A 14,168-nucleotide genomic window follows, 5' to 3' on the forward strand; every position below is an offset into this window, starting at 1 on the left:
CGACCACTATTGGCTTCGTAACCGGTCCAGTTTTCTTCTATTCTCCTGAGAATTTCCTCCGATTGCTCTTTGGACTCCATCATGCGTCCCACGGTGTAAAGGTGCCTGGCATAAGAGCGATGGAAGTATGGATTATTGGGGAATTTATGATGCAGGTAATCTGTAATGGCCAAAGCCTTGTAGGGCTGTCTTTCCTCGGAAGCATATAACCTAAAAAGAAAATATTGGGCCTCTACCCTGGCATAAAAGGCATTTTTGGCAACATCCTCCAACTGTTCAAGCCCCAATTCCTTATCACCTTTGGGGAAAAGCGCGACTACAGGCTTTAAGATGGGGTAATTTTCAGGAATCCAAACTGAAAAATAATTGAACAGGGCATCTCCCAAAAGCAATTCCGGGTTCAATTCTTCCTCTCCTTTACTTTGTTTAAGGTATTTGAGTGCATTTTTCCCTGCAAAAGTCGCTTTGGTCCAACTTTTCCTTTCACTCAATAAGCGCCCTTGAAAACCGTAGGCTCCGGCCAGAAAAAAAGAAGCTTCCTTATTATCAGGTTCCTCGTCCAGCAGGTTTTTGGCTTTATCGATCACCACATCCATCTGTTTCAGGAAAAGGTCATCATAGCGTTTGTTTTCTATATCCGGTGCAATTTTCCACCATGTACTCAGTCCCTGCAGAAAATATGGTAAGGGATGTTCCGGATATTGGTACTCCATTACTTTAAAACCCCGCTCTGCCTTTTCAAACTCGAAATTGTAAAGGGCATTGACATTCTCCGTTATTCTGAACTGAAGCCCTTTGTCCAAAAGCAAATATTGTTCTTCCAATCCCAGTCCAGCGACAGTGTCCAAAATATCATTTTGGGCTAAAGCAGGTGACTGAAATGCCAAAAGGAGCCTGTTCCCGGATTGGGACAGCGTCCAGCATAAAGTCAAGATCAAGATAAAAACCGGTTTTCTACCCAATATCATATATATTCTAAATTTCCCGCAAAATTATGGGGTATTCCAAACAATCGTTTAGATTTGGCAAGATTTATTTATTTTGATGCAACAGCAAAAGACCACAATCTCTCAACGTATAGAATCGCTTTTGGATTTCGACAAAAGGATATTTTTTTTGGCGCTAGTGATTTTTTTTCTGCTGGTACGTTTTGTTACCAATGATATCATCCTCACTTCTATCCCGGGTTACAGTGATCTGGAAAGGGAAGGGTCTTTCGCGCTGTTCCATATTTTCAATGCGCTCAATTACCTTTGGACACCTTTTGCACTCTTGTGGAAATTTACTGTAACCGCTTTTATTATTTGGACAGGCTCATTTGCATTTGGTTATAAAGTAAGCTTTGGGAGTCTTTGGCGTTTGGTGCTTTTTGCTGAAATATTTTTCCTTTTGGCTGAAATCCTCAAAATGGTCTACTATATACAACCTCAGGAAGGCGTCTCCTTTCAAGAAATCCGGGACTTTTACCCATTGTCCCTCTTTGGTCTCTTGGCAAATGATAGTCTTGAAGCGAAGTACCATTATCCACTCCGTGCTTTGAACCTATTCGAACTTCTTTACATCATTTTTTTGGCTTTAGGTTTTCACAGTATCAGTGGCCGTAAAATAACAGCTTCTTTCATCGTGATACTTTCCAGCTATGTGTTGTTTTTTCTGCTCTGGCTTTTGTTCTACATTTTGGTATATAAATAAAGCCATTCCACACAAAGCCTTTTCCCAACTTTAGCTTTGCTCCTATATTTACATGACTATTCTTCACTATGTACAAAGGCAAGTTTTACACAAAAAAATCAAATTGCATGAAAAATTATAAGGTACTCATTCTCTTTTGGTCCTTTCTTGGGAGCAGCCTTTTGGCTTTTTCCCAAGCAACGGACTTTGTAAGCAGCAATTATGAAAAAAGCGAATATCAAATTCCCATGCGGGATGGAATAAAATTGCATACCGTAGTCTATACTCCCAAAGATCAATCCAAAAAATATCCCTTTGTCATGCAGCGGACACCATACAGCGCAGGCCCATATGGGGAGGGGAAAATGAAAACCCTACTCGGCCCCTCTGAAAAGATGATGCAGGATGGTTATATTTTTGTTTATCAAGATGTGCGCGGAAGGTGGATGTCAGAAGGAGAATATGACAATATGAGACCTACTGTCCCTGTCCGTAAAAAAGGCAGTAAAGAAATAGACGAAAGTACGGATACTTTTGATAGTATCGAGTGGTTACTTAAAAACATCAATAACCACAATGGCAAATTTGGACAGTGGGGCATTTCCTATCCAGGCTTCTATTCCGCCGCTTCCCTACCATTTGCCCATCCGGCTTTGAAGGCAGTTTCTCCTCAGGCCCCTATTGGAGATTTCTACTTTGATGATTTTCACCATAACGGTGCCTATTTCTTAAGTTACTGGGTTGCCACTTCGGTATTCGGCTATCAGCATGATGGTCCTACTGATAAACCTTGGTACAGTATGGTCAATACCGGCACAAAGGATGCCTATCAGTTTTTTATGGATATGGGTTCTCTGAAAAATGCAGACCAATATTATGGTGAGGACAATTTTTTCTGGACCCAGCTTAAGGAAAATCCAGATTACAATGAATTCTGGCAAAAAAGAAGCATCATCCCACATTTGAATGATGTAAAACCTGCTGTAATGACTGTAGGGGGCTGGTTTGATGCAGAAGACCTGTATGGACCTCTGACCATCTATAAAACCATAGAAAAAAATAATCCCAACACCTACAACACCTTGGTGATGGGGCCTTGGTCACATGGAGATTGGGCCAGAGAAAGTGGGCAGCAACAGGTCTCCAATATTTATTTTGGAGATTCAATTTCCACTTGGTACCAGCATCATGTGGAAGCTGAGTTCTTTGAGCATTTCCTGAAAGGTCCAGCAGATGGCAAGACCAATCTTCCCGAAGCCTACGTTTTTGATACCGGCAATAAAGAATGGAGGATGTTTGATGCATGGCCTCCCAAAGAAGCCAGTGAAAGGATATATTTTCCTCATGCCAATGGAAAGTTGAACACCCAAGTTCCTATGGGCAATGAGTCCTCCACTTTTGTTTCTGACCCATCCAAACCTGTTCCTTACAGCCCAGATATCAAATTTAATTTTACCCCAAGAAAATATATGGCCGATGACCAGCGCTTTGCGGCAAGGAGGCCCGATGTACTGGTCTTTGAAACTGATGTCCTGGAAGAAGATGTGACGCTTGCCGGCGAGATTTTGGCAAAACTGATGGTCTCCACTACTGAAACCGATGCGGATTGGATTGTAAAATTGGTGGATGTATTTCCCCCAGATACCCCTGACCATGAAAGGGTACAACAGGGAACACACCTGAGCAATTACCATATGATGGTGAGATCAGAAGTGATCAGGGGCAGATATAGAGAAAATTTTTCTGAACCCAAGCCTTTTGTTTCTGGTGAAAAAACTTCCGTCCCATTACAATTACAAGATGTGATGCATACCTTCAAGAAGGGGCACAAAATCCAGATCCAGATCCAAAGCACTTGGTTCCCACTGATAGACAGGAATCCACAAAAATACGTGGAGAATATTTTCAAAGCCGATGATTCCGATTTCATCAAGGCTACCCATAAGGTCTATCATGATGCTGAAAATCCAACAGCCATTCATGTTCAGGTACTGAAGTAAACCTGAGGAAAAAAAAGTTAAAGCAAAAAGGGGGGAAATGTTTTCCCCTTTTTTCACTTCTCTTAGTCCACCAAACACTATTCCTCTTGGTACATTGTATTTGGTAGACCTTGCCTCTTGGTTAATGCTACTTGATTCTAGTCCCTTTTCTCTATTTTCCTACTTTCAAGCAAACTTCTTTAAGTTTGTACCTGTTAATACTCTGCACACAAATAAAAGATTTTATGAATCCATTATTGGAAAAATTTAACACCCCATTTGAAACAGCACCTTTTCACCTGATAAAAAACGAACATTTCCTTCCTGCGGTAAAAAAGGCCATAGAGTTGGCAAAGGAAGAAATCACGGCTATTAAGTCCATCGCTCTACCCGATTTTGAGAACACTATTGTGGCCCTTGACAGGTCAGGTGAAAAACTAAACAGCATTAGTGCCATCTTTTTTAACCTGAACAGTGCAGAAACCAATGTGCATATTCAGACATTGGCTAGAGAAATCTCTCCACTTTTGACCGCCCATAGCAATGATATCCTATTGGATGAAGCACTATTTAGCAGGATTCAGCAGGTTTATGAACAAAAGTCCCAGCTCCAATTGACCGAAGAGCAAAAAACCCTTTTGGAAAAAACTTACAAAGCTTTTGTAAGAAACGGCGCCAGGTTGGATGAAAAGCAAAAAGCAAGATTGCGGGAAATTGACAAGGAACTTTCCCAGCTTGGACTAAAATTTGGAGAAAATGTGCTGGCAGAAACCAATAAGTATGAATTGGTGATAGACAATGAAGATGACTTATCGGGCTTACCGGAAGCCATCAAAGAAGCCGCTGCACAAACCGCAGAAGAAAAAGGAAAGCCTGGCCAATGTGTTTTTACCTTGGCATTCCCGAGTTACCTTCCTTTTATGACCTATGCCGAAAATAGGGCATTGAGAAAGGAACTTTTTACTGCATACAATACCAAGGCAAGCAAAGGAGATGCGCTGGATAACCGTGCGCATATCAAAAACATGTTGGCGCTGAAAAATGAGCGGGCCAAACTTTTGGGTTACCCACGATTTGCAGATTTTGTACTGGAAGAACGCATGGCAAAAAATGCTCCGGCTGTAATGGAGTTCTTGCACAATCTTTTGGATAAGGCCAAGCCCAAAGCAGAAAAAGAACTGGAAGAATTAACCGCTTTTGCCAAAGATTTGGATGGATTGGAACAGTTAGAAAAGTGGGATTTTGCCTATTATTCCGAAAAACTGAAAAAGAAAAAGTATGAAGTAGATGATGAATTATTAAGGCCCTATTTCAAATTGGAAAATGTCATTGATGGGGTATTTACTACAGCAGAAAAACTGTTTGGAATACGCTTTATAGAAAATAAGGACATCCCCAAGTACCACCCTGATGTTACTGCATATGAGGTAGTGGATTTAGAAGGAAAGCATCTGGCTGTATTCTATGCTGACTTTTTTCCAAGGGAGGGCAAAAGAAACGGTGCCTGGATGACCAGTTACAGGGGACAAAAAGTGATGGATGGAAAAGACCACAGGCCCCATGTATCCATCGTATGCAATTTTACCAAACCCACTAAAAGCAAGCCTTCTTTACTCACTTTCAATGAAGTGACGACTTTATTCCACGAGTTTGGGCATGCACTTCATGGCATGTTGGCCAATGGCAATTACGAATCTTTATCCGGCACCAGTGTGTATTGGGACTTTGTAGAACTCCCATCACAGATCTTTGAAAACTGGTGTTATGAAAAGGACTGTCTGGACCTATTTGCCAAACATTATGAAACAGGAGCTGGCATTCCTGTCGACCTTATTCAAAAAATTAAGAATGCGGCTAATTTCCAGCAGGGCTATCAAACGGTAAGACAGATCAGTTTTGGTTTGCTGGATATGGCTTACCATGGTACAGACCCAGAAAAAATCACAGATATCCACAGCTTTGAAAGGAAGGTCATGCAGAACACACAGCTCCTCCCCGAGGTGAAGGACACTTTAATGAGTACCTCCTTTTCACATATTTTCCAAGGGGGCTACGCCGCCGGCTATTACAGTTACAAATGGGCAGAAGTACTGGATGCAGATGCTTTTGAACTCTTTTTGGAACGTGGAATATTTGATAAAGTAACCGCTGATTCATTTAAGGAGAACGTTTTGTCGGCTGGTGGAAAAGAACATCCTTCTATCCTATATAAAAGGTTTAGGGGAAGAGAACCAAGACCAGAGGCCCTGCTGAAAAGGGCAGGACTTCTCAACTAAGGAATAAGCCAACAGCTGAAAAAAAATATCCCACAAAGTTTAAATCTTCAAAAAAGCAACATGCTTTTTTGGTTTAAAATCTTTGTGGGATTTTTTATGCAGTTTTCCAAGAAGGAAGTTCAATACAATCCAAGACTTATTTTACCTTGTTTTGCTCAGCTCTAAAATGCAATGGTGGAGCCATATCCCCTATCAAAGGCTCATAAACCAATCCATCCAGCCTTTCATCAAATTCCTTTCTGGCCTCCTTGATCAATAGGGGATTCAGGATCAGGTCTTTCCCTGTAAGGGCCATGGTTTTGGCAGCGACCATCATTCCTTTATAGCCTATACTCATCCCATCAGCAGCAACTGCCTGCCAGGTATGCGCCGCTGTTCCTGGTACCCAAGTTGCTGTGCTTAAGCCGACGGTGGGCACCACATAACTGACATCCCCAACATCGGTTGAGGCTGGAAAATGAGACAATTTGTACGGTTGCACTTCTTTGGCTACAGAAAGCGGCGGAACCCTAGGGGAGTTGAAGGTAGTCTGAATCTGTTTGGCAAATTCTATTTCATCCTCATTGTATTCTACTCCACCTACGATGCTTAGGTTTTTGTGCATGGTTTTGGCCAAAGTTTCATTTGGCAGAAGTCCATAAATCCCTGCCACTACTTCTACTTCCACCTGCGTTCCTGTTCCCAATGCTGCTCCTTCAGCCGCTTTGATTACCCTTTCCCACATGTCTTTTACTTCTACTACATCCGGATGCCTGACCATATACTCCACCACGGCATAATCAGGCACCACATTGGCCGCCAATCCGCCATTTGTAATCACATAATGTATCCTGCTTTCTTGATCCACATGTTCGCGCATCATATTGACCATCATATTCATCGCCTCTACCCCATCAAGTGCCGAACGCCCTCTTTCAGGAGCACCAGCTGCATGGGAAGTCTGACCATGAAACTTAAAATAACCCTGCATCACAGCAGTACAGGTAGATGCATTGGCTGCATTTCTATCTCCTGGGTGCCAATTGATTACAGCATCAACACCTTCAAAAAGACCTTCCCTTACCATATATACTTTTCCAGCCCCCCCTTCTTCAGCAGGGGTGCCAAATATCTTGATCGTGGCTTGGATATTATTGGCGTCAATCCATTCTTTTAGTGCGATCCCTGATGCCACTACTGCAGTACCAAAAAGGTTGTGGCCACAGCCGTGACCATTACCCCCATCTACAAGTACAGAACGGAAGGGAACTGCATCCTGAGATAAGCCTGGTAAAGCATCGTATTCGGCCAAAAATCCCAATACCGGTCCTCCTTTGTCGTAGGTGGCCAAAAAAGAAGTCGGCATATCCGCAAGTCCTGTTTCCACATCAAAGCCTGCAGCCTGAAGCTCCTCTACCAATAATTTGGAACTGGTAAATTCCAGGTACCCTAGTTCTGGATTTTCCCAAATCTCTCGAGCAACTTTAGAGAATCTTTCTGTATTGTTATCCAGATGCCTTACAATAAATGCATCATGGGAGGTTTCCTGAGCCCAAGCAGTCAAACAGAGAAATGCCCCCAATAAACTGAATATGATCTTTTTCATATTGTACTGATTTTATTTTGTGAATTTAATATTTATAAAAATAGGATATGCCCTTGTAAAACAAAACAGAATTTTCAATAAGTTGAATTGCTAAAAAAATTGGGAGAAAAAACCCTAAAAAAAAGAGATTGCAACAATGCAATCTCTTTTTTAAACTCTTTAATCCATTTGAAAAGCATCAGCTGTCTTGTGCAAGGCTTCTAGCACTCTTTGTATCCTGTTAGACCACAATGAGTAACCCAACAAGGATCAACCATACGATTGACGATATCGCCAAAAGTACCTTGAATTGTTTTTCCTCGTTCATAGCTTTTTTTTTGCAAAATATACAAATTAATTTGTAGTCAATCAAATAAATGGGAAATTTTATTTTTGTATTTCGAAATATATAATTTAACTACTCAGTTCGTGGTAATGCTTTTGGTTCTTGGCTACGTTTTCTGCATTCCAATCTATTTTTTTATCAATTGGGTACTTTCTTACGGGACAATCTGTGATTTGACAGTAATGGCAGCATTTTTCAGGAATACAGGGATCAGCATGCACAAAAACCTCCATCACCCCGGGCCAGTCATCTTCCAATACCTTTTCCAGCTCCTCCACCTCATCATGTACCTGCCCCAAATCCAAATAATAGGGCAATGTAAGGTGCAGATCTATATGCCTATCCCCCCCATATTGTTGGACCCGCATATTATGTACATCTATCCAATTAGGTTTTCTGTTCTTGTTAATCACCTCAACTGTGGACTGCAAAGCCTCAGGGTCAGCCTCATCCATTAAGCCTCCAACTGATTTTCTGACCAAGCCATATCCTGAATAGAGAATATAAAGCGAGAATAAAATAGCAATGACCGAGTCGAGAAAATAAAGGTTGGTCAGGTAAATAATCACTATTCCCAAAATCAATAAAACAGAAGTCAAAGTATCTGTCAACAAATGCTTTCCATTGGCTTCAAGGGTAATGCTGTTGAGTTCTTTTCCTTTCTTTTTTAAAAGCAATCCAACAAAACCATTCAACAATCCTGAGAAAGAGATCAAGATGATCCCTTCAACCAATTTTTCCAATTCGTGAGGGAAAAAGAAATTATAAATTGCCTGATATATAATAAAAAGGCCTGCAATCATGATCAGGGTACCTTCTACCCCTGCGCTGAAAAATTCTATTTTCCCATGACCATAAGGATGATTGTCATCTCTTGGTCTGGAACTCAGGTAAATGCTATAGGAAGCAAAAGACGCCGCAACTACATTCACAATGCTTTCCAAGGCATCAGTCAAAATAGCTGTTGAATTGGTAATATAGAAGGAATAGAATTTTATAATCAACAGAATTACACTGATGATAAATGAAACTTTTATCCAATACGTCCGCTCTCTTTCCACTTTTTTTAGGTTAAAGTGCCAAAATAAAACTAATTTTAAGGAAAGCCCTTTATTTCTTAAAATTCTAATGTGAATTTCTTATTTGACAGGTTAACAGTCAACAAAAATATATTCAACAGCTTTCCTTTTTTCTGAATTTATGAGCGATATAGACAAAACCAAACTCCCTGCTACCATCCGTGTGTTGGTAGTGTTATTATTGATCATTGTGATCATATTTATTCTGATCCTGGGCAAAAACATTTTAATCCCTCTTTTCCTGGCCGGCTATGTATCCGCCCTTTTGGTACCAATGGGCAATTGGCTGGAAACCAAGAAATTTTCCAGAATTATGAGTTCCATAGTCGCCCTGCTTACGGCAGTATTGGGGATATTGGGACTTTTGACCTTTATTGCTTTCCAAGTAGCAAGCTTCAGCAGGGATCTTGGAAATGTTGGTGAAAAGCTGAATAAATACCTGGCAGATCTGGAAGTGTTTCTTTCTGATAAACTAAAAATTGAAACAGGTGTTGGAAAAGGAATCGATCAGGATTACCTTATCAACTTGCTTGAGGAAAACAGCAGGAGTGTGGCAGATTTTATTTTCGGAACCCTGGGTTCCCTTACTTCCTTTGTTTTACTGATTGTTTTCATCTTTTTTTTCCTGTTGTACAGAGACCATTTGACTTTGTTCATTTCAAGGCTTTTCAAAGATCAGGAAAGTGAAAAAGTCAGGCATGAAATAAAAAATCTCAGAAAGGTTGTTCAAAAATATATCATCGGGGTGCTGAAGGTAATGGCCATACTTGCCGTATTGAATACAGCCATTTTATTTGGTTTCGGAATAAAGCATGCAGTTTTCTTTGGAGTTTTTGCCGGTATTTTAAATATCATTCCTTTTTTGGGCCCTTTCCTGGGGGCTATCCTGCCCACAATATTTGCCTTTCTTACCAAAGACAGTCTTTGGTATCCTTTTGGAGTAGTGGCTGCTTTTCAGATCATACAATTGATTGAAAGCAATTTCCTGACTCCAAAAATTGTCGGTGCCAATGTTAACCTCAATGCCTTTGTGACTTTTTTGGGTTTGATGATAGGTGCAGCCATCTGGGGAATAGCTGGCATGATTATCATTATTCCGACCTTGGCGGTTCTTCGACAGATTTTTGAACTCAATGAGGCAACTTTGCCCTTTGCTTTATTGTTAGGTGAAGAAGAAGAAGAAAAAAAGAAAAAAACTTAGAATTATAACATGAACAGTAAATGGCTAGTAGTCCTTTTTTTTCTTTTCACTTTGGTGGCATGTGATAGTGAAGATGATAAAAAAGGCCGTTTTCTACTTAAAGGAAATGAAAAACTCAAAGAAAATGACACCAAATCAGCCATAGACTTTTATTCGGAAGCCATCAAAATAGATCCTGAATTTGTAGACGCACTTTATAATCGTGGCTTGGTCTATCAGAGGAACAATAGGTTGGACGATGCGATCAGGGATTACGGTGCGGTATTAACTGTAATGCCTGAACACAGGGCTACTCTTTTCCAAAGAGGATTGGCTTTGATGGATAATGGAGAATATTACAAGGCCCTTGCTGATGCTGAGCGTTCAGTAGAACTATTTGAAGACAACTGGCAGAGTCACTTTCTATACGGAATGGTTTTAGCGCAATTGAAAGACCATGATAAAGCATTACAAGCTTTTGATAGTGGATTACTCTTAGAACCGGGTAATTCCGACCTTTTGGTAAACAAAGCCATCATTTGTTATGAACAGAAAAATTATGATCTGGCTTCAGATATACTGCGCAATGCTGAAGATTTAAATCCGGAAGAACCAAATATCTATAACCTGCGCTCTATGATCAGTTTTGAAGAAGGGGATTTTTCTCAGGCAATGGCATCAGTGGAAAAAGCAATTTTCCTTAACCCAAGAGATGCTTATTACTATAATAACAGGGGACTGTATAAACTCTTCCTAGGAGAATTGGAAAGTGGATTGGAGGATATCAATTACAGTTTGAAACAAGATTCCAAAAACTTATATGCTTTACGGAACAAGGGTATTTATTATGCTAAAAAAGAAGAAAAAGAGCTGGCCTTGAGATACCTGGAAGATGTTTTTGGTAAAGTTCCGGACATGCCCCTTGTTCAGGAATACCTGAAAATGGCTCAGGCACTTTGATTGGCAATCTTGAGTACCTCTTTGATTTTTCTTAGGAGCTCAGAAGCATCAATAGGTTTGGCTACATAACCATCAAAACCTGTTTTTTCGATTCTGTCCATTACCTCTATTTTGTCTGCAGCAGAAAGGGCCAATACAGGTACATTGCAAATTTCTTTTATTTTTTCGGTAGCATCAAAGCCATTCATTACCGGCATTTGAATATCCATCAATATACAATCGTATTCTCCATCTTGAACAGCTTCTACTGCAAGCTTTCCATTGCTCACCCTGTGGTATTGAATACCCCATTTTTTGATGATTTTACCTAATACCAAGGCATTGACATCATTGTCTTCAGCCATCAAAAGTCTAACCTCCGATAGCGTTTTGGGCTTGGTACCGTTAGGCTTTTCCGGTTCTTGTTTTTCTAGATCTGATACTGTAGCCTTTGTCTGCTTCTTGGGTTCTTCTAAAGGTGCTATTCTTTCCACCTTGTTGGGTTTGAGCTCTACCTTCGGTTGGTGCTCATCTTCCGCAAAATTTGAAACCTGCCCGTACATTTTTTCGAACTCTATTTCAAAGAAGAAGGTGGAACCCGCTCCCACTTCAGAGTAAAGGTCAATTTTACTGTCCATCAAAGCCAATAGCTTTTTGGTGATGGCAAGACCTAAACCTGTGCCGCCATATTTTTTACTGAAAGAATTCTGGACCTGATCAAACTCATTGAAAACCCGGTCTTTATGCTCCTCAGCAATCCCAATTCCTGTATCCTTAACTTCAAAATAAACCTTGATCTTAGAGGCTTCATTTTCACGGATATCTACAGTTACGTCAACACTTCCCTTTTCCGTAAATTTAAGTGCATTGGTGATCAAGTTATTCAATACTTGTGAAAGCCTGACCTTATCTCCTTTCACTTCAATACCTGCATCCTGCTTGAAATGCAATGAAAGTTTGTTGCCACTGTCTTTGGCATGGTATTCCAAGCCATTGATGACATTTTTGACGACCTCCTCCAAATTCATTGGACTTACCTCAAGGTTGAGTTTTCCAGCTTCAATCTTTTGGAAGTCAAGGAGGTCATTGATCATTGTGATCAAATTGTCCACTGCAAAATTAATGGTATTAAATGCCGCGGCCTGTACTGGGGTATGGTCATCCTGCAAAAGGGAATAAACCGAACCTGAAATGGCATTAAGGGGGGTCCTGAGTTCGTGGCTGATAATGGAAAGAAATTCAGATTTGATCTGACTGGCCTTCATGGCTTCCTCTTTGGCACTCCTTAACTTATCTTCAAATTTCTTTTGATCTGTGATATCTGTAAGGTAACCGTACCACACCACATCTCCATTCTCGAGTTGTTCGGGCTTGGCTGCACCAAGCACCCATTTATAGTTTTTGGTTTCCGGCTCTATAATCCTGAATTTACAGGACCAAGGCGTAAGCTTTCTTGCAGATGATACCGTTGTTGTCAATACATTGGCGATATCCTCCGGATGTACTTTGGAAATGGCTTTGCCAACGTCATTGAACCCTGCCACTTCTTTGTCTTTGAGATCCAGAATATTCTGAATTCCCGGACTGAGGTAGGAAAACTTCATTTCTCCATCTTTGTCCACGACAAATTGGTACAAGGCCCCTGGAATCTGTTCGGTAAGATGTGTCAGGAAATCAGGTGCTGCACTTTCGGCAAGCGATTTTTCCCTAGCAGCAGATATTTCCCTGAAACTTGAAACTATATGATTTACTTCCTGGATTTGGACCAATTTGGAAGCAATTTCGACATGCAGTTCATTACCTTCCAAAGTCAATAACTCACTTTGATAGGTTTTAACCCCCTCCGCGCTGAGATGGCTGAGGTGGTTTTCCCAAACCTCTTTTTTATCAAACAAAGGTTCAAGTTTAGCAATTTGATCCGGAAAGGCCTGACCATCTTTGGAACCAATTCTTTGCTGTGCCAATTGGTTGTAGAAAATAATTTTTCCCGACATATCCGTCACAAAAGCACCGTCAGGAAAACCATCCAAAATTTCCTTGGACAAGCCCAGGTAATTTGCTTGTTCCTTATCCCTGCTTACATCCTGGATAGTCCCAAAAATCCTTGAGGTTTTATTGGTAAGGATATGTGCCCTACCTGAAAACTCTATCCACTTGAAACCATCTTCCCCTGCTTTGATTTCCAATAATAAATCTATTTCCTTGCTGGAGGAGATCAGTGATGATACCGCATTCTTAACCATGGACCTATCAGCAGGCTGGAAAAGATTGACCATACTTTCCAATGTCAATGCTGTATTTTTCTTCAGACCGAAAATATTGTAGGTCTCCTCCGAAAAATAAACACCCTTATCCTCTGTATTGATTTCCCAAAAACCAATATGTCCAAGTTTCTCACCTAAGGCATAAAGTTCGTTCAGGTTTTGCTTCTGGTCCAGTAATTCTTTTGATGCGGTAATATCTCTGGCTACAGCATAAAACTTGCCTACGATGAAATGAACATTGAACTCAAACCACCTGTAATCGCCATCCTTAGTCAACAATCTAGCCTCAAAGTTGGTGTTTTTCCTTTCCTGCCGAAAATCCAAAACCAAGGATTTAACTTTTTCTAGATCATCAGGATGAAAATAACTGCAAAGCTCAATATTGGTAATTTCATCCGGGTTGTAGCCCAAAGCCGGTTTCACCGAACTGCTTACCCAGGTAAGAAATGACTCTTGGCCAATCCCGATAAGGTCAATGGAGTTCCTGAAAAAATACTGGGAATCGTTTTTATTGGGAAGCCCTTGCCCCCTTAACTCCTTCCCTTTGTAAAAAAGAAAATAGTTTGACGCATTTTCCTGAGGCAATTCCAAATAAAAAGTATACTCGACCCCCATAAAGGTCAGTATTAATTCTTCATTAAAGATATATGAATTGATATCCAGTCCAAGACCAACGAGGTTTCTCTCATCCAAAAACTGCCCTATCTGATTTTCAAAAGCCTGATTACTATAAAAAATATTATAGGGATAAGAATCATCAGCTAAAAATACCATTTCGCTGGATTCAAAAATTATTTTCTTGAAAGTATTATTTATACCTCTTTCCTTCATCAGAAGTTATATCAAACTGTCTGTTCTTTTGTTTTCAAT

Annotated in this window: 9 protein-coding genes; 5 read left to right on the top strand and 4 right to left on the bottom strand. The window is 40.5% G+C overall.

From position 1 onward, the window contains the following. Nucleotides 1-968: tol-pal system protein YbgF (locus tag QZT73_RS13675; protein ID WP_291788691.1), on the bottom strand; the 968-nt coding region annotated here is incomplete at its 3' end. Between the two features lie 157 nt (nt 969-1,125). On the opposite strand from QZT73_RS13675, the gene QZT73_RS13680 reads away from it, so the two are divergent. The 3 genes from QZT73_RS13680 to QZT73_RS13690 all read left to right on the top strand — a co-directional run bounded on the left by QZT73_RS13680 (nt 1,126) and on the right by QZT73_RS13690 (nt 5,926). Next, a complete protein-coding gene (locus QZT73_RS13680; protein ID WP_291788720.1) occupies nt 1,126-1,692 on the top strand; it encodes a sulfate ABC transporter permease in 567 nt (188 codons plus the stop codon). A 107-nt stretch (nt 1,693-1,799) separates the two neighbouring features. Then, complete coding sequence (locus QZT73_RS13685; RefSeq protein WP_291788693.1) at nt 1,800-3,671, top strand: CocE/NonD family hydrolase; 1,872 nt, start codon at nt 1,800-1,802, stop codon at nt 3,669-3,671. A 224-nt stretch (nt 3,672-3,895) separates the two neighbouring features. Continuing rightward, nucleotides 3,896-5,926, top strand: coding sequence for a M3 family metallopeptidase (locus tag QZT73_RS13690; protein WP_291788696.1), 2,031 nt, complete (start codon nt 3,896-3,898; stop codon nt 5,924-5,926). Between the two features lie 136 nt (nt 5,927-6,062). Here the strand turns inward: QZT73_RS13690 and QZT73_RS13695 are convergent, their stop codons facing one another. Together QZT73_RS13695 and QZT73_RS13700 are read right to left on the bottom strand one after the other, a co-directional pair. Continuing rightward, nucleotides 6,063-7,511, bottom strand: coding sequence for an amidohydrolase (locus QZT73_RS13695; protein ID WP_291782534.1), 1,449 nt, complete (start codon nt 7,509-7,511; stop codon nt 6,063-6,065). 393 nt (nt 7,512-7,904) lie between these two features. After that, on the bottom strand, nt 7,905-8,897 hold the full coding sequence (locus QZT73_RS13700; RefSeq protein ID WP_291782535.1) for a cation diffusion facilitator family transporter: 993 nt from the start codon (nt 8,895-8,897) through the stop codon (nt 7,905-7,907). Nucleotides 8,898-9,036: 139 nt separating this feature from the next. Between QZT73_RS13700 and QZT73_RS13705 the strand changes: the two genes are divergently transcribed. Both QZT73_RS13705 and QZT73_RS13710 read left to right on the top strand, forming a co-directional pair. Beyond that, nucleotides 9,037-10,116, top strand: a complete 1,080-nt coding sequence (locus QZT73_RS13705) for an AI-2E family transporter (protein ID WP_291782537.1) — start codon at nt 9,037-9,039, stop codon at nt 10,114-10,116. 9 nt (nt 10,117-10,125) lie between these two features. After that, nucleotides 10,126-11,055, top strand: a complete 930-nt coding sequence (locus tag QZT73_RS13710) for a tetratricopeptide repeat protein (RefSeq protein ID WP_291788698.1) — start codon at nt 10,126-10,128, stop codon at nt 11,053-11,055. Here the strand turns inward: QZT73_RS13710 and QZT73_RS13715 are convergent. Further along, nucleotides 11,043-14,072 (bottom strand): ATP-binding protein, encoded by a 3,030-nt coding sequence (locus QZT73_RS13715; protein WP_291788700.1) that lies wholly within the window; start codon nt 14,070-14,072, stop codon nt 11,043-11,045. The genes QZT73_RS13710 and QZT73_RS13715 overlap by 13 nt on opposite strands. Between the last annotated feature and the right edge of the window lie 96 nt (nt 14,073-14,168).

The organism is Cecembia sp., assembly GCF_007126775.1.
Classification (GTDB): domain Bacteria; phylum Bacteroidota; class Bacteroidia; order Cytophagales; family Cyclobacteriaceae; genus Cecembia.